The organism is Clostridium sp. JN-1 (genome assembly GCF_003718715.1).
Lineage (GTDB): Bacteria > Bacillota > Clostridia > Clostridiales > Clostridiaceae > Clostridium_AV.
This window is the reverse complement of record NZ_CP033465.1, coordinates 295757-317906: the sequence shown is the minus strand read 5'-3', so window position 1 is coordinate 317906 and position 22150 is coordinate 295757. Positions and strand designations below refer to the sequence as shown.

Here is a 22150-nt window from a genome sequence, read left to right as displayed (position 1 = left end):
GAAGGTGTTTTATGTGAAAACAGTTCATACTATAAAAGAAGTTAGAGAATATATAAATATATGGAAAAGAGGGGGGCTTTCAATAGGCCTTGTACCCACTATGGGGTACCTGCACGAAGGTCATAAAAGTCTTATAGAAAAGGCCTCAAAGCAAAATGATAGAGTAGTTGTAAGTGATTTTATAAATCCAATTCAATTTGGACCAAAAGAAGACTTAAACGTCTACCCAAGAGACCTTAATAGAGATCAATCATTATGTGAAAGTGCCGGAGCAGCTCTTTTATTTAATCCTGAGCCTTCTGAAATGTATTTTGACAATGCACAAACATATGTAAATGTAGACAAAATAACCAAAGTATTATGTGGTGCTAGAAGGCCAGGACATTTTAGAGGGGTATGTACTGTAGTTTCAAAGTTATTTAATATAGTTACTCCAAACAGAGCGTATTTCGGAGAAAAAGATGCACAGCAGCTTGCAGTTATAAGAAGAATGGTTCGAGATTTAAATTTTGATATAGAAATAATAGGCTGTCCTATAATAAGAGAAAATGACGGACTTGCCAAAAGTTCTAGAAACACATATCTTTCAAAAGAAGAAAGAAAAGCTGCTTTAGTTTTAAATAAAAGTCTCCTAAAAGCAAAAAAAGCAATCAAATGTGGTGAAAAGGATTCTGAAAATATAGCAAAAATAATAGAAGATGAAATAAAAAAAGAACCTCTAAGTAAAATAGATTACGTCGAAGTTGTCGACTGTGAAAATCTCAATAAAGTTTCAGTAATAGATAAAAATACCTTAGTTGCAATAGCAGTATATATCGGCAAAACTCGACTTATAGACAACTTCATTTGGAGCTAACTTAAAATTATAGTGTCCTGTAATTCGTAATATGCAGATATTGCGTATCAAGCATTGCATTGCAGCAAAATAAATTCAAACTGCATCGGCTGATATATGCCTCAAAGAACCTGCCGCTTCACCAAAAGTTCTAATAATTGTTTTATTTAAAAATGTCTACCTTTTCGCATGTGCCGTCCTGGCACGCTCAAAGCTCGGATCGTCCTGATCCGAATTACGACATTTTTAAATAAAACAATAAAGAACTTTAAGGTTTGCTCCAATGTTCTTTAAGGCATATATCAGCTTTCTGCAGTTTAAATTTATTTTTGCTTAAGCGTAATTTACAATACAAAATGCTAACTGTACCATCTGTATATATTAGTATTATAAATTATGTTGAAGTAATTATAAATACTTATCTTGCACTTACTAAGGCTGAAAAGCCCTCAGGTCGATAGACCATTAATTTTATACTTAGTTTTATTTGCTACAAAAGCTTTAAGAAAATCAATAATAAAATGCGCAGCATCGGAATTTTAAATTTTATTAATCAGTATCAATAATTATTTGTAATAATTCACTAAAAATTTTCCTTAACCTTTCAGCTAAATTTTTATCATGTCAAATAATCCACCTGATGATTCATATGTATTAATTCTACGATATTACGAAAGAAATACATACAGAATAAGATTTACAGTTACACTTGCGATTTGAGCATGAAAATCAGAGCCTCATCGTCTAAGTTTTAGATTAATTTAATTACATACATAAAAATCCACAAAAATATGTATTTCAAGAGACTATCGTCTCAAAATCACTAAACGAATTATTCCACTTATGATATATAATTTGCTGATTTAAATCTATTTTTATTATGTTTTATCAGCCATTTAAATAAGCAAATATATACAATACTTAATGGAACATTTGTATAAATTGATGTATAAAATATTGTTAACAGTTATATACGTGATAAGGACAAACTTGGCTCATACACAAAGGTATACTTGCAAACTGAAGGCACATTTAAAAAGTTTTTTACAGTTCTTAGCGAAGTCTTTTGGAAAAATTTTAGTAGATTATATATGTTTGAGCTTTGCGAGTTTATATAATCTGCTTAAATTTTCAAAAGACGAGCTTAGAAATGTTAAAACTTTTTTAAAGTGCTGAAGTTTGTGAGTATACCTTGGAGTATGAGTTAAGTTTGTCCTTATGCTGCATATATCTAACAACAATGCTTGATACGCAATATATGCATATTACGAATTGCAGACAGTATCAAAGACTGTATATATTTCCCGGAGTGGTAAGTTAAGCTGCAAACTAGAAATTCTATAAATTATTTTGAGACATCCACTAATCGTTAACTTCCTCAATTGCTTTTATTATATTTAAAAATACTCTATTTACAGGTGTGTCTAATCCATATTTTTCTCCTAATTTACAAACAGTTCCTGCAAATATATCAACTTCAGTTTTTCTACCATATATAATATCCTGACACATCGAAGTTCTGCTTTTAGGATTTATGCTATCTAACCTTTCATACCACTCAGCTAGATCATCTTCATTTAAGTTTATTCCTGCCTTTTCTGACAACTTTATTACTTCAGACATTGCTGCCTCCATAAGTCTTATTGCATGAGTGGAACTTTTAAAAGAATCATATGTTACTTTTAGAATTGCTGATGTTTGATTTATACCTACATTTACCATGAACTTACGCCACAGCGCATGCATCATGTCTGCTGGAATGTTATATTTAATTTTACTCTTATCAAAAATATCTTTAACGGCCCTAACCTTTTCCGAGTATATATCATTTTTCTTTTCACCAAAGTTTATATTACATACATTTGAAAAATCAACTTTATTGCCATCACGGTTTGAATCTCCTGCGCAAAATGAATAAAGCATTTTGTCCATTCCAAAACGTTCTCCTATAATTTTTTCACTTGTAATGCCATTTAAAAGAGAAAGAATAATTGTATTTTCTCCTATATGATTTTTTATATCTTCAATTGCCTGATCTAGTTGATTAGATTTAACAGAAACAATAACTAAATCTGCTGGAGTACATTTTTCTTTTGGATCAACATATGTAAAATCATATCGTTTTCCATTGATTATAAATCCATTTTTATTATACCTTAAAGCTCTATTGCCTCCAGCTATAATTTTTATTCCATCTGGATTAAAATCATATAACTTGCTGTAATATGTGCATCCAACTGCCCCTAGACCTATAGCAGATATATTCTTTATTGTCCTCATCCTTTATTATACCCCTCTCGTACCTTGTAAAAATATTTATATTATAAAAATATAATACTCTCAAAATTTTTATTATTCAAATGCCCCAAATAATGGCAGCACCAATTCTATACTGTATATGTTTACTATACACTAGAGCTGTGTTAAAATATTATAATTATATTAAAATATTATAAATTGGGCATATTCATAACTATATGCATAACTTTATTTACCTATTAGAAAGGTGGTATACTGTGAATTTAACGGTACTTATTCCTTCTTACAATGAATCTGATTCAATTGAATCATTATATGAAGAACTAAACTTTATACTCTTGCAGGATTCCTTAAAACAAAATTATGATTATGAACTAATTTTCATTGATGATGGGAGTAATGATAATACATTAGATATAATTAAAAAACTTCAAAAATATGATAGGCATATTAAATATCTATCGTTTTCTAGAAACTTTGGAAAGGAAGCTGCAATGTTAGCTGGTTTTGCATATTCTATTGGAGATGCAGTCATTTTAATCGATGCAGATTTACAACATCCACCTGAATTAATTCCTAAAATGATCAAATACTATAAAGATGGATATGATCAAGTTATTGGAAAACGAAATAGAACTGGTGACTCTAAATCAAAAACTTTTTTAAGTAAATTATATTACAAAATAGTAAATTATCTAATTGGTGTAAGATTAACAGATGGAATAGGTGATTTTCGTCTTTTGAGCAAAAGAGCTGTAAATGCAATTTTGTCAATGCATGAATACAACAGATTTTCAAAAGGAATATTTTCATGGATTGGCTTTGATTCAAAAATAATAGAATATGAAAATCAAAGTAGATTAAATGGAACTAGTAAATGGAGTTTTAAAAAACTACTTCACTATGGAATTGACGGAATCTTATCATTTAATGATAAACCACTTACTACAACTTTGTACTTTGGTGTTATAATAACACTTTGTGGTATAGCCTATGTCCTATACTCCTTAATACAAATTTTAATATCAGGGATTAATACTCCTAAATATTTTACAATAATAATAGCTGTTTTAATTATAAGTGGAGTTCAACTCATATCAATAGGTGTAATAGGGCAATATGTTGGCAGAATTTATTCTGAAGTTAAAATGAGACCCCACTTCATCATAAAGGAAACAAATATTAAAGTATCAAATTCTAATAATCAAGGAGTAAGGCATGACAAACAAGTTTAACTTATATTTGAAACAACATTTTAATAACTTTATAAATAATGAAAGCAAATTATTTAACTTTCTAAGATTTGGTACAATTGGTGTAGTAAATACTATTCACTATTACATATGGTACATTCTGCTATTATGGCTCAAAGTACCTTACATAATAAGCCATACAGTATCATTCACATTCAGCATGATTGGATCATACTTTTTAAATTGCTATTTTACCTTTAAGGTAAAGCCAACATTTGCAAAATTCGTCAAGTTTCCATTAACTACGTTAACAAATTATCTTGTTTCTACATTTTCACTAATATTGCTCGTAAACATGTTTCGCATAAGTCCTAAGCTTGCAGCACTGCTAGCTTCTATACTACCTATACCTATAACATTTACAGTTACACATTACATATTGAAGCCTTCACATGCTAACACAAATGTGAGCAAAAATTATTCTAAACTTTTTAGGAATCTATTTGTGTTCATTTTTTTGCTGTCTTTTTCAATAGGATGCCATCTATATATTTTTTATAAAGGAGTTTTATTTGGTACATCGGGCACAGATAATACAATGCAATTCATGTACTTTGTTCCATTTATACAAAAAGCTCTAACTTCAGGTCAGCACCTTTGGTCTTGGAGCTATGGACTGGGTGGAGATATATTAGGTGGATTCAGTTACTATTACAGCACAAGTCCATTTTTTTACTTACTGCTCTTAATAAGGGAATTGGGGGTTGGAAGTTTAACTTTAGCAAGTACATTAAGCTGGAAATTGTTATTTAGTATTTTTAAGCAGCTCTTATCCATGTTAATTTTATATTACTTATTAAGATATGAAGGTAGAAAAGTATATTCTTCTGTCATAGGTGCATTGATATATGGAGGCTGCATAAGTTTTATACATTTTTCTCTTTTCTTTGATTTTATGGCTGATGCATACATATGGCTTCCTCTTACTATACTCGGATGGAGGATATATGATAAAACTGGAAAGTACTTTTTATTTGTTATAAGTGCAGCACTAACTATTGCTAACAACTTTTACTTTGGCTTTATAAGTTTTGTTTTTTATGTTATTTTTATAATTGTATTTATGAAACTCAAAGGTAGTACCTTAAGTCAAAAAATTCATTCTTCTTTTAAAGAGATTTTAAAATATTCTATGTTTACTATACTAGCATTGGGTATTGCAGCTGCTGCATTTATTCCATCTGTTATAACATTTTTAAATACAGATCGTTTTTCAACTAAGTTTTATGTTCCTATTTTTTATAACATGAATACTATGTTAGAACAACCCAGCAGATTATTTTCTTACTATAGTACTTTGGGATTTCCTCTAATTATTTTAATTATACTTATTTTGCCGTGGAAAAAGTTTTCTCGGGTTACAAAAAGGAAAACTATTTTAGCACTTATATTTTTTATTTTATATTTAACACCGCTTTCAGGCAGCTTTTTTAATGGTTTTTCTTACTCTTCAGATAGATGGTTTTATCTATTTATATTTTCTGTGGCTTATGCGGTTCCAGATTGGCTTGATGAAAATGATAAATTAAAAAGTGTAAATTTATATCGTTTTTTTGCTATAAGTACATTAATATTAATACTTTTCAATGTAAAAGTTCCTGATGGTTCTAATTTTACAGCTATTAGTCCATCAAAAACTAAGCTTATACACATAATGACTTTGGTCTTAGGTTTAACATCATTTTTAACCATAACTTTCAAAAAATATACTTTAAAACGTTCTTCAAATTTAATTTTAAACTTTACAACAGTTTGCTGTGCAGCAGCTGCATTAGTTATAAATTCAAATGCTTATTTATATATTGCTAAACCTGATATGAGTTATTCTATACTGCAGAGATCAGGAATGGACAATAAAGAAGAAAGACAAATATTTGAAAATCTTACTCCGCTGTCAGACGAATTTTATAGGGTAATTTTTAGAAACTTAAGTGAAGAAAATTCACCAATGAGCTATGGCTATTATGGTGCAAGTGCATATAACAGCATGATAGATGGAAATCTTCACAAATGGTTAAAAGTTGATCTTAATATCTTAAATCGTACTGTTACACCTAGTACATATGCAAACTTTGATGATCGTTTTTTTCTTGAAACTTTTTTTGGGTGTAAATATATGGTTAAATATAAAGATGATAATTATGTACCTCCTTATGGATATACACTCAGTAAAAAAACAGATAACTACTCAATATATAAAAATAATAACAATGTTGGCTTTGATCTATGGTATACAAATATAGTTGATAAACAAGTTTATGATAAAATGAATATTGCCCAAAAAGATACATCGCTCCTCCAAGCTGCTGCAGTTGATCAAAATATAATACGTTCAGACGGGAATATACCTAACATTAATAATGTTACAACTGAACTAAAACCTGATTTAAAAAATGCAGTTGCTAAAAATTTAAGACTTAAGAATGGTATAATTACTGCAGGCGAAAATGCTTCAATAAGTATACCTATAAATAATCAAAGAAGCGATGCAGGTGAACTACTATTTTCAATGAATTTAAAACCTGTAAATGGTCAGCAAATAATTCTAAATGTAAATGATAAATCCACAAAAAAGATGGAAGAAAATTATCCTTATGTATATCCTCTTAATACATTTACCTTTAAATTACCTGGTGATACTAAAGTATTAAATATAACTATTTCAAAGGGTACTTATATTTTAAGTAATGCCCATCTGTGGTTTAATTCATATAACTACTATCAAAAATGGGTAAATAACTTAAATAAATACAATCTCAAAAACTTATATATAAAAGGTGGAAAAGTTAAAGGAACTATTAAAAATGACGAAAAAGGTATTCTTGCACTTAATATACCATTTAATAACGGCTGGTCTGCAAAAGTAGATGGTAAAAATCAGAAATTGACAAAGGTAAATGGTGTACTTACAGGACTCTCCTTAGAACCTGGAAATCATAATATTGAGCTTACATTTACCACTCCAGGGTTGATTCCCGGAATTATTATAAGTATAATTTCACTTTTGATTCTTATTTTGTAGAATCAAAAAGATAAAACTTTAAGTAATCTTTAGTTTATAGATTACCTAAAGTTTTATCATATTTCTACTGACATATCCCCTGCAGCATTTCTTTATCTAGTGCATTTAAAATTATTCTACCTCCAAACATGAAATCTTCTGTCAAGTGGATCATGATGTTTTATCTTTTGAGCCCTCCTCATCTTTGTCACCCTCTATACTTTTGATAATTGCAACCTGATCTGGTAAATCATCAATTTCAATTTTAACTTCTGTGGATTTGTGAGTTATATCAGTATTGTAGCTTCTTAAATAATCATATAAATTACATGAATTAATATGGCTATCTTCATTTACAACTACAACTAACTTATTTACCTTTGAAATATTACCTGAAACACAACATTCATTTAACGCTTTTGATATTTTACTCAATAGAATCATATCATGCATTTAAATCACCCCTTTTAATTTATATTAAGACTTTATCTTTCCAACTACCGGTAACTTATCAAGTATTGTAACTTGATCCTTATGACATGCTCTAAATTGACTAGTAAAGTCTTTCCCTGCATATAGTCCAAAATGTGTTCCTCCACCCCATGCTGGTGATAAACTTACATCATATACAACACCGTTAACGGCAGCATAAGCTGGTGCTCCATTGGCACCATCGTACTTTGCAAGCTCCTCTAATGTAAATTCATTTTTGGCTTGTCTTCCACAGTCTTTATCATCTATCAAGTATATAAACTTATTCAATTTCTCCAGCTCATTATTTATTAAAAATCCACAATAATTCCTCATATAAGGACATGGATTAATCACAGTAATATAATTAAAGTAAACAATTTTTTGTTGAATTACTCTAAATTCTTTAGCCAAATTACTTTCCAACCTTATTCCTCCTTATTCACAGGATTCCACCTTAGAAAGTATATTTTTTAAAACTTGATTTGAAATTTGATCAAGTTTTTTTTGAAGTTCAAGACTAAGTCCAAAATTGAAACTTACACTTGATACCTCAATTTCAATAACAAATCCAGTTATTGATTTATTATATAGTTTTATCAAATCTGCTGCATTATAGTTGTGCTGTGTATAATATTTTCTTTTATAGCTATAATTTTTTAAATCAACAACCGTTATTGTACCTGGAGGTTTCTCATTACAAGAAGCATCTATTATAAATATAAAATCTCCATCTTCTATTTGAGAAATACAATACTCAGCATCTGTTTCCCCAATTATAACTTCTATATTTTTATCTTTAAGCTTATCTTTTATTTTTTCTAATACCTTAATTCCAATGCCGTCATCTTCCATAAGGACATTTCCTATTGCAATAACTTTAACTTTCATACTATGACCTCAATATCAACTGGTTTATATTTATCACTTATCAAATGAGTTGCACAGGAAACACATGGATCAAATGATCTCATAATTCTCCCAACTTCTATCGGCTGTGAGATGTCTTTTATTTTAGTTCCAATTAAAGACTTTTCCCCTACTCCAAATTTACCTGTTTCATCTTTAGGTCCCATATTCCATACTGTAGGAGTTATAATATTGTAATATTTTATAAGTTTATCTTCTATCTTTATCCAGTGGCCAAGAGCACCTCTAGTAGTATCAGTAAGTCCAACTCCATATGCACTATCTGGAATTTTATATGTTCTCTGCCCATTTGGCTGCACCGTAATACGCTTTGAAAGTTCCTCCATTATTCCAATTATTTTTTTAGTTTCAAGAACTCTAGCAGCATTTCTATCCATACATGAACTTCCACCATTATATTCACCTGAAAGTATGAGCCTTGCAAGCGGTCCTACTTCCATTTGATGCCCTTCATAATTAGGAGATTTTATAAAAGTGTAGCCTGTTTCTTTAGATAAATTGATTGTTTCCTCATTGTCATTCATGTACCATGTATTAAGCACATTTTCTGTAATCTTGCTGCTGTTTAAGTTACTCCTTTGCCCATTTATTAAAACAGAAGGCTTTACATAACTTATACTTGGATCTTCATATTTGTCAAAAATTCCATAAGTCATAAAGTTTCCATAAGACCCACCTATTTTAAAATAATCAGCATAGTACTCTGAAATTATATTCATATCTTCAATCATTGTGTTATTTACAAATTCTTTTATCTTAGATATTATTGACTTAACCTTTACTAATTTATATGAATCAATATTTACAGTAACTCCTCCAACAAAAATGCCATGATTATGCGGGGCTTTTCCTCCAAGCACAGCTAATCCTTCATGGGCTAATCTACTGTATTTAATACTCTCAATATAATCCTGACTTATTTTCTTATTTAAATTATCCGGTAACCTATAGTCGTCATATTGATTTGAATAAAGTGGATTTATATCCGGCATTCTTACATAACTTGGTACTGTCATGTTATAAAAGTGTCTTATGTGATTTTGTATAAATTCAAAGCCATGCATTAAATTACGTATATATGAATCATTTAAACTTATACTTATTTTTAAAGCATCTTCAAGTGCCATAGTAGCTGCAACAGCATGTGCTGTTGAACATATTCCACAAATTCTCTCCGTAAAATACACTGCATCAAGCGGCTGTCTGCTCTTTAGCATCTTCTCAAATCCCCTGAAAAGCAATCCGCTAGTTTGAGCATATACTATGATATCTTTCTCTACTTTAACTTTAGTTTCCAAGAAACCACTTATTCTCGTAATTGGATCAATTACAATTGTCTTTTTCATAACAGCCTCCTTTTAATACCTTACAAATGGCTCCATTCCATCTGGAAATCTTGAGTTTGCACATCCTATACAATTAGTATTATCTTCGACAGGCCAATTAACATATCCATTCCACTTTCTCCTTGGACAATCAGTTTTAGTAACAGGACCCCTGCATCCAAGCTTAAACATGCATCCTTCTTCTCCAAATTTTTTAGCAAAAATTCTTTTCTCAAAAAAGCCTCTTCTACTACAAGCATCATGTATAGTAATTCCATAAAAAAGAAGAGGTCTTCCCTCATCATCTAATTGTGATTTTCCAAAGGCAATTAAACTAGCTAAAGTTCCAACTACCCAATCTGGATGACACGGACAACCTGGAAGCCTTATAATTTCACGATTTAATACCTCTTTGACACTTTTACTAGCTGAAGGATTTGGTTTTGCAGCAGATATTCCTCCATAAGAAGCACAAGTGCCAACAGCAAGCACATACTTTGCTTTTTCTCCTGCCATCTTTACAGCATCAAGTGCAGTAACAGGCTTTCCATTATAATTTGCAACGATATTGTAAAATCCATTTTCTGCAGTAGATACTGCCCCATCAATTAATAATATGAATTCAGTTTTAAGTGTATTTAAGAACTCCTTAAATGCATACTCTCCTTCTGAATTCATAAGTGTATTATTGTATTTTAAATTAATAAGTTCTGTTAAAATGTAATCAAGTCCTGGATTTTCACTATTTAAAAAAGAAATAATATTACCAGAACATCCGGTTACTTCAAGCCATATTGCGTTTAACTTTTTTGCTTTTTCACTTTTGATCAAATCTATAGCTTCACGGACAATCGCTCTTGAGCTGCGTTCTTTATATGCAATTAAAGGACAAAACTCATTATTTTTTGTAGACATCTGAAAATCATCACTGCCTTTTAGCTTTCTATATATATTTATATAGTTTAATGCCCAGCAATATAACCTAAACAACTTAAAATTATCTGATAAATTTATTAACAAAACTTTCTCCCCTAGAATACTATACAGTATGATATAAAAAATCATTATAAATTACATTTTAATAAAGGAGATAAAAGAATGGATAACACTAATTATTCTTATGATTCAATATGTAATGCCAGTGTTGTAAGTGCAGAAACACTTCCAGGTTCCACTAATTACCCTTATGATGGAGGAGAATTTAAAGTTCCTAAAGTTCTTGCTGAATTTGTAATTCAAATAGATTCAGAATCAAAAATTAGACTCAATGAGCCTGCTTATGAAATAAAGAGAATAGAAAAGCAAATATTTTTAAATCAATGTAGGTATATTGCACCAACTGATAAAGTTTTCATTTCCGGATATATTAGGAAAAATATAGAATATGCTACAAGAAGCTGTACAACAGGCTCTGGAATAGGCGGAACTATTAAAGATGCTGTTGTTCATATTCCAATAAAGACTTTTACTCAAGTAAAATTTAAAAACTTCCCTAAGGTTCATCCAAATGTTCCCCCTTCAATAGCTAGATATTTTGATGATAAAAGAATGGGTAAAAATATTAGGGAAGCCGACAGATTAAACATTGAAGTTTTCAATGAACCTGTTTTTTGTGAACTTGAATGGTCAGCAATAGCTGATGCAGATATTGATGATAGAGGTACTCCAATCGACGGATTTCCTAATGAAGAAGAATTCCAAGAATTCACTGATAAATCAGTTGCATATGTATGTGTAAAATTACTGCAAAAACAGCAAGTTTGTTGGGGAAATAAAGGTCCTTGTAAAGAACCTTCAAAGAAACCATCTTCTTTAATAAATTCAAATTGGAATTTTCCAATCACCGACCTTACAAGACAGAAATAAATATTATTAATATAAGAGCATAAGAGCTAGTTATTAAGCTAGCTCTTTTAAGTTAACAAAACATACTAAAATGCATATGATACATAGAAAGTAAGATTTGGAGTGTTATGTAGCCTTGAGTACACCTAACGAATATCAAAAATCCAAAGATAACAATGAAACAGAAAATGAATTAAAAAAAGATATAATAGAAATACAAGTTGAAAAAAATACATCTCAAGGGGAAAGTAATATACAGTGTAATTCAAAAATTCTAAGTTCTAAAATGATTACTGAATGTAATAGCAATCTAGCAAAGCCAGTAATTAACACTGGGCTTTTTCCTGTAAGAGTACCTATTATTATAGCTCAGCCAATAGTCAATATAAATATTGAAAATACAATCGAGTTACCTAGACCTGCGATTTATATAAAATCTATTAATAGAAGAGTACTTATTGATAAATGCAGCTTAATTCCTGAAATTAGAAAAGTTTTTTTAAGTGGTACTATAAAAAAAAACATTGAGTATTCAGAAGCCGTATGTAGTAATAATAACATAATAGAAGGAGATATAAAAAACATTACTGTAAACACTCTCTTTGACTCTGTTACAGAAATTGAATACATTGTTAACCCTGTAGACATCAACAAAAATTATGAAAATAATATAAAGGTATACAAAAACAATGATGATGAACAAGTTTTTACTGAAAGTTATAGTGAAGTAGAAAAAATATATTGTCAGCTTATTCATGTAAGCTTTGAAGAACTAAACCTAAAATCTAATAGGGATACTCCTATTGACTTTAACGAAATTTATACATTTAAGACAATCAAACAAAAAATGGCTGTGCATTTAACTATAAGATTAATTCAAAATCAAAATGTTTATGTTTTAAGTCAATCTAATAATAAATAACCTGCAATTTTTAAAAAGATAGAGGGCAAAAAAACAGAGGACAGAGGACAAAGGACAATTGACAGTGAAGGTTGATTTTTTGCTAACGTAAAAAATCTTTAAATTTATATAAGTTAGCAATGTTTCGCTGAAGCGAAACATTGTGTAATCATGAGAACGTACCTAGATTTGTGTAAATCAAATCTAGATACTTTCTTTTATTTCTTGGGGAGTACCCTCCTAAGTAAGCAATTATTTAAAAATCATAAATTTTAGATACTTGCTTAAGCGATGTTTTGCATTAGCAAAACAAACTTACCTTCTCTGTCCTATGTCCTCTGTCCTTTGTCCTCTGTTTTTATGTCCCTTCAAAAATATTGCATTGAATCAACTTATATACCCATAATATCTTCTTGTTGAATATCTATTATTTCTGCATCAGTATTACACTCTATAAAATTTATAATGTTTTCCATGGTGGAATCAATTTGTGCAGAAGTTCCACATATTCCTGCAGCTCCTATAACTATTGTTTGATGAATATCTTGGTCCTCAACTTCCGCTGCTGATATGTTAAACTTATTTTTCAACTTTTGAACTATACTTTTTACAACCATTCTCTTTTCTTTAAGCGAATGTACCCAAGATGCCCTTAGTGTAATTTTCATAACCAATATATTCATAATTCACATTTCTCCTATTATAGGTACAGCCTAGTTTCTATTCTTCTGTCAAAATCTGACCAGCTGCCAGGTTCTGTTTTACCCTTTATTTGAGAAATTTTATTCATAGAAGCATCTATAGAATCTGCATAATTTAATATAAAGGATTCCTCCATTTTCATTTCTCTCGGTGAACCATATTCAAGTTTTCCGTGATGTTGAACAATACAACCTTTTACTCTCATAACAAAATCTTCACTATAAAGTCCAGGGTTTTCTTTTACTGCTTCATCTATAAGCTCCGTGCCAATTACAATATGCCCTTCCATTTCTCCCCTTAACGTATATTTAAAAGGACCGTCATAGTATAATTCATATATCTTTCCAATATCATGAAGTTTTGCTGAAAGTACTGCTATTTCTGTTCTCCTGCATTTATATCTTTCACAAAGCATGATTGTGAGATACATAACATTTAATGTATGTTCTGCAAGTCCTCCTACGTAATTATGGTGCATTGAAACTCCACCTATTCCTCTTTTGAATTTATCAAGGAATACAACATCTTTAAAAAAATAGTCATTCAAAGCTCTGGCTTCATTTGAGATAATATATTTATTTGTATAAAGTTCAATCTCATCCATAATATCCTCAATAGGTCTGCTTACAGTTGGAAGATAATCTGAAATCTCGTAATCTACTGTAAATTCATAATCTTTTACAGCAAGTATTCCATCTTTAATTCCCTCAATGTTTATTACACTTCCTTGAGAAATATTATCATTTTTATTTGGCATATTAGCCTTTACATCCCCACTTTTATCTGCAAGTATACATACAATCTTATTAGGATCTCTAAATATTATCTTCATTACCATTAATGATATCGTTACATTTTCTCCACTTTTTATATCACTTAAAAAGATTTCTTTTCTATTCATTCGTTTCTCTAATATACTCATACGTCCTCCAAATCAAATATATTTTTAATTATAGTATGTGTAAATAATACTCCTATATTCAGTCTATTATTTAGCTGCTGTTATAAGTTTAAGTATTTTATATAATTCATCTGCTTGTAATTGCCCTGGTGCTGATGCTGCTTTAGCTGATCCAAAAGTAAGTGCTGAACCAAAAGTTTCTCCTGCTAAACGGCTTATAATTCCAAGATGCCCCATTGATATAGTGATAACTGGAGTTTGACCATGATCACGTCTCATTTCATTAGTTGCACTTAAAAGCTCAAGCACATCATCAGGAGTTGAAGGCATAACTGCAATCTTAGGTACATCTGCTCCTAACTGCTGCATCTTACACAATGTAGATATTATTTCTTCCCTTGATGGAGTACTATGAAAATCATGGTTTGACATAATTACCTTTACTCCATTTTGATGGGCTGAATCAACAATTTCTTTTACTACTTTATTATCACCAATAAATAATTCAACATCAATTAAATCTGCATTCTTAGTTACCGCAATTGCCTTATTGAGTTCAACATAATATTCTAGAGTAATTTCTTTCTCTCCACCTTCTCTTGCAGTTCTAAAAGTTACTAATAGTGGAATATCTTCTAACGCAGCCCTAAGCTCAGATAAAATTTCTTTTACCTTTTCAATATTTTCTACATCTTTATAGTAATCAATTCTCCATTCAACAATATCAAGACTAATTGTCTTTAAGTACTTAACATCATCAATTAATTCTTCATTAGTTCTTCCCATAAGAGGTACTGCAATTTTAGGAATTCCTTCTCCTAATTTTACATTTCTAACCTTTACCATGCTTTGCATATTTTCATCCCTTCACTTTTTATAGTAACCATTATCATAATTCACAAAAATTAAAAGCTAGTCCTCTTTTTATATTAAAACTTTTTCCAATTTAAAACTATACTGTTTTTAACAACTCAAATAATTATTTTTTAACATACTATGACTATATTATAGTTCATACGGCAAATTTAGAAAGGGATTTAAACATAGTTAGCTTTCCACATTTTGATTGTTGATATACTAAGCTTTGGTTATTATAATTTGATTATGCAGTTTAGATAACGTATTCAAAATATCTTTAAAGGAGTATAAATATGAATTTAGCAAAAACCTTATCCCTAGTAATTTCTTTAACTTCCGTGATGGTAGTGCCATTATACAAAGCTAATGCAGCTTCAGTACAAACTCCAATATCAAGAAGTCAAGTAGAACAAAGGGCAAACAACTTAATGAACTTAACTTGGAGATATTCTGTTAGTAAAAATGGTAACATAGACCCAAAGTATGCAGCAAGTGTAACCCTTCCAAAACAATTTCAAGGTATAACAACAGGTACTTTTATAGGTATACCTTATGCATGGGGCGGAATAGATGGAATTGATACTGCTTCTTACAATACTTCATGGACAAGTTTTTTTGATGCAGTAAATAAGGGAGCTTTTACTGGAAATGTAAATGCAAAAGCAGGTTTAGGATATGTAACTGGAACTGCAGGTATGGATTGTTCTGGTTTTGTACAAGCTTCTTTCAATATTTCTGATTATAAGCAGTCAACTACAGCATTACTTAATAATTATTTTACACCAATTGGCATTAATAGTTTACGTCATATGGATATTCTGGACAAGCTAGGTAGTCATGTATCTATTTTTGACAGATGGGGAACTTTAAATGGTGTCTGCGGTGCTTTTACTTATGAATCAACACCAGATCAAACTTATGGCGGCATTCAAGGTACAAAAAGATACTTTTTAAGTATGAACACAATCAACAGCGGATATATACCAGCTAGATACAAATATATAATTGAAGATACAACTACCCTAACTCCTAAATTTAAAATTGGAGGATATGCACAGGTTTCAAATGTAATAAATTATGCAAATTTAAGAGCAAACACGGGGACAAATTATACTATTTTAACTACTATTCCCAAAGGTACTGTATTAAATTTAATGAGTTATTCAAATGGATGGTATAATATCACTTACAACGATCAAACTGGCTGGATTTCAGAAACTGTTCTTGGACAAGTTCCTTTAAATACCTATGTCAAAATTAATGGTGTTTATCACTTAAATATAAGAGCAAATCCATCATCAATAGCACAAATACTTGGAATAATTTCTAAAGGACAATATGCTCAAAAAATTGAAGAAACTTCAGACGGAAGCTGGTATAAATTAAGCATAAATGGAATTCAAGGCTGGTCTTACAGCAAATATTTAATCTATATTCAATAATGCACTCACAATTTAAAAATATTGCGATGCAATATTTTTTTGAGAGGACATAGGACAGAGAAGGTTGATTTTTTGCTAACGCAAAAAAATCTTTAAGTTTATATAAGTTAGCAATGTTTCGCTTTTAGCGAAACGAATTATCAAAAGTAAGCAGGCATCTAAAAATCATAGATTTTAGATGCCTGCTTAAGCGATGTTTTGCATTAGCAAAACAAGCCTAAAAAATAAATTAGTTTTCTGACGTAAGGAAGAAAACTTACCTTCATTGTCCTATGTCCTCTGTCCTCTAAAAAATGCTTTGCATTTTTAGCATATTACTATTGCAGATTCAGCATTGTTAATTTTATTTTGCATTTACATCTACAAGTTGGTTATGTTTGTCTTCAGTTGTTTCTGATCCAAGCTCCTCTTTAAAAGCTTTCCTTATAAAATAAGCTGAAGTTAGTATTACAAAAATATCAGTTATCGGATATGCTATAATTGCACCTTTTACTCCAAGTATTCTCGTAAGAAGAACTGCAAGCGGTATAAAAATAACCATTTCTCGGTATATAGATAATAAAAAGCTCTTCTTTGCCTCGCCTATTGCCTGATAATAATACATTATTACATAATATATTCCAAGCAGTGGAAGCATTAAAACACATATCTTAAAAGCACTTACAGTTTGAGTAAGTAATACTTTATCTTTAAGGAAAAAGCCTATTATATCATATGAAAAATACACGAATATAACCCAAAATACAGTGGAAATTATAACTACATACTTAAGTGAAACTTTTAAAGTTTCCTTGACTCTCTTATAATTCCCTGCTCCAAAATTATATCCAACTATAGGCTGCAGACCATAGCTTATCCCTATCACTGTAATATAAAGAAACATTGAGACTTTTGTGACTATTCCGACAATTATTATTGCAGAATCTCCACCGCTTGCATACAGTACATTATTTAATACTGCCGTTACAACCGCATCTGATATTTCAACTACAAAAGTTGAAAAACCACCAATAATTATTTCATTTAAAATATCAGTATTTAAAGATTTTAAAATCAACTTATCTGAAATCCTTATATGAAGTTTTCTATTTATACTTACAAACTTGGAAGCCGCAAATATAAATGAAACTACTTGAGCAATTACAGCTGCAATAGCACTGCCTTCTATCCCCATGCCCACTTTAACAACTAAAACATAATTAATTGCAATATTAAGTGAAACTCCTATTAAATTTGTATATACCATCATTTTGGTTTGACCAAAGGATATCATTATATAACAAGCTACAATAGATAATGCTTGAAATACAGTTCCAAAAAGTACAATTGATACATAAATATTTGCCATAGGATATGTTTCCTGGCTGGCACCAAGTGCATGAAGAATAGGATTTTTGAAAATAAAAACCAAAATCGAAATTAATATTAGAGAAGTTAAAGTTAACATAAAGGAATTTACTATTATCTTTTTCAATTCAATAATATTCTTTTGTCCTATTACCCTTGCAGTATACGTTGATGTTCCAATTGCTATAAGTAATCCTAATGCTACAAAAAATCTCTGTATTGGAAACTCTACTGTAAGAGCACCTATAGCATTAGCACCTATATATCTTCCAGCGAATATTGTAGCTACCATATTATACATCTCGTTTACCAATAATGAAAATATCGCAGGAACAGCAAATCTAAAAAGCAAACTATTAATCCGCTGATTAAAAAAAGTCTTGTCGTCTGCTCCCATTAAACCACCTCAATTTCTTAAGTTTAGAAGCACATTTAACTATAAGTTAATTATAATACTTTGTGCGGGTGGATTTCATCAACTAAAATGCTCACATAAAAGTACCAATATGCTATATTGATACTTTAGATTTTTTATAAAAAAAGCAGGAAAAACCAGCTTTTTTTACTTATTCATACCTCTTTTATTATTATAAGTACTGCCCCATAACCTTGAATTTTAGTTCTTATATTAAGTACTGTACTCTTCTTTATACTTTTAAAATGTATCCTCGGAAAAGAAGCTTTGTGTAATATTTCTTTTTCTTCCTTGTTAAGCCGCTTTGGTTTGCCCATGTCTACCCAATAGTTATATGATGAACCAACCTTTTCATTTATTTCATAAGTAGTCACTCTAACAGCAGAAGATATGCTTACAATATTAAGTGAAAATTTCTTTTCAGTTAAGCTTTTACTTCCTCTAAATTTAGAAAAGTTTTCAAATAAATTGAGATTATCAATATCTTCATGATAACTATAAAGTAAAATTTGATATTCGCTGCAGTCTTTTGTAACTATATATCCATCACCTTTTTCAACCAAGGTATCTCCAAGCTTATTTATTAAAAAATATGCATAATACGAAGGTTTCTTTATACCCTTATCATTAATTAAACCAGGATATCCAAAAAACACTTCATTTGTAAGATTAACTTGTTTATCTAAAACATCAAATGCTCTTAAAACATTATAACTATCGCTTTTATTTATTATACTGTTAATTGTAAAAGGCAGCATATATGCAGTATCATAAATAAAATTAACACTGTCATCATATGATACTCTATCCATGCAAACTTCAAGTTCATACTCATTAGCCAAAATATCAGCAATTTCATTAACATAAGTTTGATCCATACTAGATGCAAATTCAAATTTAAAAGATTTAAAATCTACACTCTCAAGTTCACTGAAATATTTTAAAAATGACTTTAGTATTATTTTAAACTCATCTTCTTTAAATCCTTTGTTATTAATTACTATAATGACACCTATTGAAATAGTATCTAAAAATTCAAATACATCTCTTGCACGATTCCAGTTGCAAAATCTTGATTCCGGAAATATTCCCATGTCTTGACTAAAAACATTTAATATTCTAGCATACTTAAATCCAATTTCATCTTGAAGCATTTCTAATATATCCTTATTATCTTCAATTAAAAGATCAAACGCATCTCCAATATTTATAACTTCTTTAAAACTTTTATCAAACTCTCCAATATCTTGAGACATATCTAAATTTATTTTTGTTATTTTATCTTCATAATTAAATCTGTCATAACCTTCAAGATAGTAACTTATAAATTCAAGACTTTTTGAAAGATCCATATATTTTATTTTCTTATGACTTTCTAAAGTTTCGGAATCTACCTTTAATTTCTTTCTATATTGAGATGGTGAGCACTTAAAATGAATTTTAAAATGCTTATTAAAATACCTTGTATGAGAAAATCCAACTTCTTCTGATATTTCAGATATTGTCTTATCTGTATCAAGTAAAAGTTTTAATGCTTCATCTACTCTAGTTAAGTTGAGCAAATCCGTAAAGTTGTAACCTGTTGTATTTTTAATTCCATGTGATAAATAGTGGGTACTTAAAAATTCTTTTTTTGCTATTTCCTGAAGTGTTATATTATCATTATAATTGTTAAAAATATACTTTATAATTCTATGATATCTCTCAAATACCTCTTCGTTTTCCCCAATATCCTCCATACTGCTTGTAAGGTAATGAAAGTTATTTATAAGATGATACAAAACCCTTACAAGTATATCCTCAACTTCCTCATCATAGTTATCCTGTTTTTGTATTACTTCACATGTTATCATGGAAAGAAATATTCTAAGTTCATCGTACTCTTCCCCTTCTTGTCCATTATCATCAGTCATATTTGTATAGAAAAACATGTTTTGAATATCACTATAATATTTTTCAAAAAAGTTAGGGTCTATGTGAAATATAAGAATCATATTATCTTTATCCATACCGTGGATACTGTGTGCTTCATCTATATTTACAATTTCTACATCCTTTTCAACAAGTTCATATTTATCTGAATCTATTGTTATATAAAAATTTCCCTTAAGTACATAAAGAATTTCTATGGAATTATGCCAGTGTACTGGATATTCAGTTACATTTGCACATGATATTGAAACTGGAATACTTTGTGGATAACTTATATATTCTCTTCTCATAAGTAAGTAACGCTCCTCAATCAGTTTGTAAATATTATACCATATTGAGTTAATATAAAACCCGACACTCTTTTAAATAATCTATAAAAGGATGCCGGGTTTATATGTTTTATTAAGCAGCTGTGAAATCTTTAATTTATTCTGTAATAATCTTGTGGATTAAAACTGGTTTTTCTGCATGATCACTAATAGAAATATTTTCATAAATCTTATTCTTTACATCTTCTACATTTTCACGATTTGAATAAATAGTCATAAGTGATTCACCTTTTTCTACCTTATCGCCAACTTTTTTATTAAGAACTATTCCTACAGCTAAATCAATTTTATCTTCTTTTGTAGCTCTTCCTGCACCTAAAAGCATTGCTGCTATACCAATTTGGTCAGCTACTATATTTGAAACATATCCACTTGTTCTTGCAGGAACAGCAATTTTATATTTTGCTTGGGGTAATTTTTCAGTATTATCTACAACTGATGGATCTCCACCTTGATTTTTAAGGAATTCCTTGAATTTTTCTAGTGCCTTACCATTCTTTATTGATTCAAGTAACTTTTGTCTTGCTTCTTCTAATGTATTTGCCTTTTTACCAAGTACAACCATTTGACTTCCGAGAGTTAAAACAAGTTCTGTTAAATCTTCTGGTCCCTTGCCTTTTAATGTATCGACAGCTTCTTTTACTTCAAGAGCATTTCCAATTGCAAATCCTAAAGGTTGAGACATATCAGAAATTATTGCCATAGTATTTCTGCCTACATTATTACCTATTTTGACCATAGCATGTGCAAGTTTTTCTGAATCCTCTTCTGTCTTCATAAAAGCTCCTGCACCAGTTTTAACATCAAGTACTATTGCATCTGCTCCTGCTGCAATTTTCTTACTCATTATTGAACTTGCAATTAGTGGAATTGAGTTTACAGTTCCAGTTACATCACGAAGTGCATATAACTTTTTATCTGCTGGAGTTAAGTTGCCACTTTGACCCATAACTGCAACTTTGCTGTGGTTAACAAAATCAATAAATTGTTCCTTTGTAAGTTCAACATGGAATCCCTTTACTGATTCAAGTTTATCAATAGTTCCACCTGTATGTCCAAGTCCGCGTCCTGACATCTTTGCAACAGGTACACCTAGAGATGCAACCATAGGTGCAAGAACAAGTGTTGTTGTATCTCCTACTCCGCCTGTTGAATGTTTATCAACTTTTACACCATCAATTGCTGAAAGATCAATAGTTTCTCCAGAGTTAACCATTGCCATAGTAAGATCTGCTCTTTCGCGATCAGTCATATCTTTAAAATAAATTGCCATTGCAAGTGCACTTGCTTGATAATCAGGAATTGTGCCATTAGTATAACCTTCTATAAAAAACTTAATTTCTTCTGTAGTTAATTCTCCACCTTCACGTTTCTTTTCAATTATATCTACCATTCTCATCTTTA

18 protein-coding genes are annotated in these 22150 nt (G+C 30.1%); 6 read left to right on the top strand and 12 right to left on the bottom strand.

What is annotated here, in order from left to right; translation table 11 throughout:
- The first annotated feature begins 13 nt into the window (after nucleotides 1-13).
- On the top strand, nucleotides 14-856 hold the full coding sequence (gene panC, locus EBB51_RS01585; RefSeq protein ID WP_123052834.1) for a pantoate--beta-alanine ligase: 843 nt from the start codon (nucleotides 14-16) through the stop codon (nucleotides 854-856).
- 1341 nt (nucleotides 857-2197) lie between these two features.
- On the opposite strand, the gene EBB51_RS01580 is transcribed toward panC, so the two are convergent.
- Nucleotides 2198-3115, bottom strand: a complete 918-nt coding sequence (locus EBB51_RS01580) for a ketopantoate reductase family protein (protein ID WP_123052833.1) — start codon at nucleotides 3113-3115, stop codon at nucleotides 2198-2200.
- Between the two features lie 236 nt (nucleotides 3116-3351).
- Between EBB51_RS01580 and EBB51_RS01575 the strand changes: the two genes are divergently transcribed.
- Nucleotides 3352-4329 (top strand): glycosyltransferase family 2 protein, encoded by a 978-nt coding sequence (locus EBB51_RS01575; RefSeq protein WP_123052832.1) that lies wholly within the window; start codon nucleotides 3352-3354, stop codon nucleotides 4327-4329.
- Entirely contained in the window at nucleotides 4313-7369 is a 3057-nt protein-coding gene (locus EBB51_RS01570) for a GtrA family protein (protein WP_123052831.1), read from the top strand. Before EBB51_RS01575 ends, EBB51_RS01570 begins: the two co-directional genes overlap by 17 nt.
- A 150-nt stretch (nucleotides 7370-7519) precedes the next feature.
- Here EBB51_RS01570 and EBB51_RS01565 read toward each other — a convergent pair whose 3' ends face one another.
- The 5 genes from EBB51_RS01565 to EBB51_RS01545 are packed head-to-tail and all read right to left on the bottom strand — an operon-like array spanning nucleotide 7520 to nucleotide 10989.
- Nucleotides 7520-7801 (bottom strand): hypothetical protein, encoded by a 282-nt coding sequence (locus EBB51_RS01565; RefSeq protein ID WP_123052830.1) that lies wholly within the window; start codon nucleotides 7799-7801, stop codon nucleotides 7520-7522.
- 24 nt (nucleotides 7802-7825) lie between these two features.
- The gene (locus EBB51_RS01560) at nucleotides 7826-8245 is read right to left on the bottom strand and encodes a cytochrome b5 domain-containing protein (RefSeq protein WP_243103890.1); all 420 of its coding nucleotides are present in this window, start codon (nucleotides 8243-8245) and stop codon (nucleotides 7826-7828) included.
- Between the two features lie 12 nt (nucleotides 8246-8257).
- Nucleotides 8258-8710 (bottom strand): hydrogenase maturation protease, encoded by a 453-nt coding sequence (locus EBB51_RS01555; RefSeq protein ID WP_123052829.1) that lies wholly within the window; start codon nucleotides 8708-8710, stop codon nucleotides 8258-8260.
- Entirely contained in the window at nucleotides 8707-10095 is a 1389-nt protein-coding gene (locus EBB51_RS01550) for a nickel-dependent hydrogenase large subunit (RefSeq protein WP_123052828.1), read from the bottom strand. The genes EBB51_RS01555 and EBB51_RS01550 overlap by 4 nt, the downstream gene beginning before the upstream one ends.
- 12 nt (nucleotides 10096-10107) lie before the next feature.
- A complete protein-coding gene (locus EBB51_RS01545; protein WP_123054953.1) occupies nucleotides 10108-10989 on the bottom strand; it encodes a hydrogenase small subunit in 882 nt (293 codons plus the stop codon).
- A gap of 183 nt (nucleotides 10990-11172) precedes the next feature.
- Here EBB51_RS01545 and EBB51_RS01540 point away from each other — a divergent pair, with 183 nt between their 5' ends.
- Nucleotides 11173-11940 (top strand): CsxC family protein, encoded by a 768-nt coding sequence (locus EBB51_RS01540; protein ID WP_123052827.1) that lies wholly within the window; start codon nucleotides 11173-11175, stop codon nucleotides 11938-11940.
- A 115-nt stretch (nucleotides 11941-12055) separates the two neighbouring features.
- Nucleotides 12056-12841, top strand: a complete 786-nt coding sequence (locus EBB51_RS01535; protein ID WP_123052826.1) for a hypothetical protein — start codon at nucleotides 12056-12058, stop codon at nucleotides 12839-12841.
- Between the two features lie 371 nt (nucleotides 12842-13212).
- On the opposite strand, the gene EBB51_RS01530 is transcribed toward EBB51_RS01535, so the two are convergent.
- The 3 genes from EBB51_RS01530 to aroD all read right to left on the bottom strand — a co-directional run bounded on the left by EBB51_RS01530 (nucleotide 13213) and on the right by aroD (nucleotide 15278).
- Complete coding sequence (locus tag EBB51_RS01530) at nucleotides 13213-13503, bottom strand: DUF503 domain-containing protein (protein ID WP_123052825.1); 291 nt, start codon at nucleotides 13501-13503, stop codon at nucleotides 13213-13215.
- A 17-nt stretch (nucleotides 13504-13520) separates the two neighbouring features.
- A complete protein-coding gene (locus EBB51_RS01525; protein ID WP_123054952.1) occupies nucleotides 13521-14423 on the bottom strand; it encodes a 3'-5' exoribonuclease YhaM family protein in 903 nt (300 codons plus the stop codon).
- Between the two features lie 87 nt (nucleotides 14424-14510).
- The gene (gene aroD / locus EBB51_RS01520; protein ID WP_123052824.1) at nucleotides 14511-15278 is read right to left on the bottom strand and encodes a type I 3-dehydroquinate dehydratase; all 768 of its coding nucleotides are present in this window, start codon (nucleotides 15276-15278) and stop codon (nucleotides 14511-14513) included.
- 296 nt (nucleotides 15279-15574) lie between these two features.
- Between aroD and EBB51_RS01515 the strand changes: the two genes are divergently transcribed.
- Nucleotides 15575-16723 (top strand): SH3 domain-containing protein, encoded by a 1149-nt coding sequence (locus EBB51_RS01515; RefSeq protein ID WP_190285302.1) that lies wholly within the window; start codon nucleotides 15575-15577, stop codon nucleotides 16721-16723.
- 343 nt (nucleotides 16724-17066) lie between these two features.
- Here the strand turns inward: EBB51_RS01515 and EBB51_RS01510 are convergent, their stop codons facing one another.
- The 3 genes from EBB51_RS01510 to EBB51_RS01500 form a co-directional block, all read right to left on the bottom strand.
- Complete coding sequence (locus EBB51_RS01510) at nucleotides 17067-18467, bottom strand: MATE family efflux transporter (protein ID WP_123052822.1); 1401 nt, start codon at nucleotides 18465-18467, stop codon at nucleotides 17067-17069.
- A 173-nt stretch (nucleotides 18468-18640) separates the two neighbouring features.
- Complete coding sequence (locus EBB51_RS01505) at nucleotides 18641-20707, bottom strand: helix-turn-helix domain-containing protein (protein WP_123052821.1); 2067 nt, start codon at nucleotides 20705-20707, stop codon at nucleotides 18641-18643.
- Nucleotides 20708-20843: 136 nt separating this feature from the next.
- Nucleotides 20844-22145, bottom strand: coding sequence for a pyrimidine-nucleoside phosphorylase (locus EBB51_RS01500; RefSeq protein ID WP_123052820.1), 1302 nt, complete (start codon nucleotides 22143-22145; stop codon nucleotides 20844-20846).
- Nucleotides 22146-22150: the final 5 nt, after the last annotated feature.

Coding starts and splice junctions, on each gene's coding strand:
- EBB51_RS01550 (WP_123052828.1), bottom strand. CDS start 10,095: ATGAAAAAGACAATTGTAATTGATCCAATTACGAGAATAAGTGGTTTC.
- EBB51_RS01510 (WP_123052822.1), bottom strand. CDS start 18,467: ATGGGAGCAGACGACAAGACTTTTTTTAATCAGCGGATTAATAGTTTG.
- EBB51_RS01530 (WP_123052825.1), bottom strand. CDS start 13,503: ATGAATATATTGGTTATGAAAATTACACTAAGGGCATCTTGGGTACAT.
- EBB51_RS01580 (WP_123052833.1), bottom strand. CDS start 3,115: ATGAGGACAATAAAGAATATATCTGCTATAGGTCTAGGGGCAGTTGGA.
- EBB51_RS01565 (WP_123052830.1), bottom strand. CDS start 7,801: ATGCATGATATGATTCTATTGAGTAAAATATCAAAAGCGTTAAATGAA.
- EBB51_RS01570 (WP_123052831.1), top strand. CDS start 4,313: ATGACAAACAAGTTTAACTTATATTTGAAACAACATTTTAATAACTTT.
- EBB51_RS01505 (WP_123052821.1), bottom strand. CDS start 20,707: ATGAGAAGAGAATATATAAGTTATCCACAAAGTATTCCAGTTTCAATA.
- EBB51_RS01555 (WP_123052829.1), bottom strand. CDS start 8,710: ATGAAAGTTAAAGTTATTGCAATAGGAAATGTCCTTATGGAAGATGAC.
- EBB51_RS01525 (WP_123054952.1), bottom strand. CDS start 14,423: ATGAATAGAAAAGAAATCTTTTTAAGTGATATAAAAAGTGGAGAAAAT.
- aroD (WP_123052824.1), bottom strand. CDS start 15,278: ATGCAAAGCATGGTAAAGGTTAGAAATGTAAAATTAGGAGAAGGAATT.
- EBB51_RS01500 (WP_123052820.1), bottom strand. CDS start 22,145: ATGAGAATGGTAGATATAATTGAAAAGAAACGTGAAGGTGGAGAATTA.
- EBB51_RS01540 (WP_123052827.1), top strand. CDS start 11,173: ATGGATAACACTAATTATTCTTATGATTCAATATGTAATGCCAGTGTT.
- EBB51_RS01545 (WP_123054953.1), bottom strand. CDS start 10,989: ATGTCTACAAAAAATAATGAGTTTTGTCCTTTAATTGCATATAAAGAA.
- EBB51_RS01515 (WP_190285302.1), top strand. CDS start 15,575: ATGAATTTAGCAAAAACCTTATCCCTAGTAATTTCTTTAACTTCCGTG.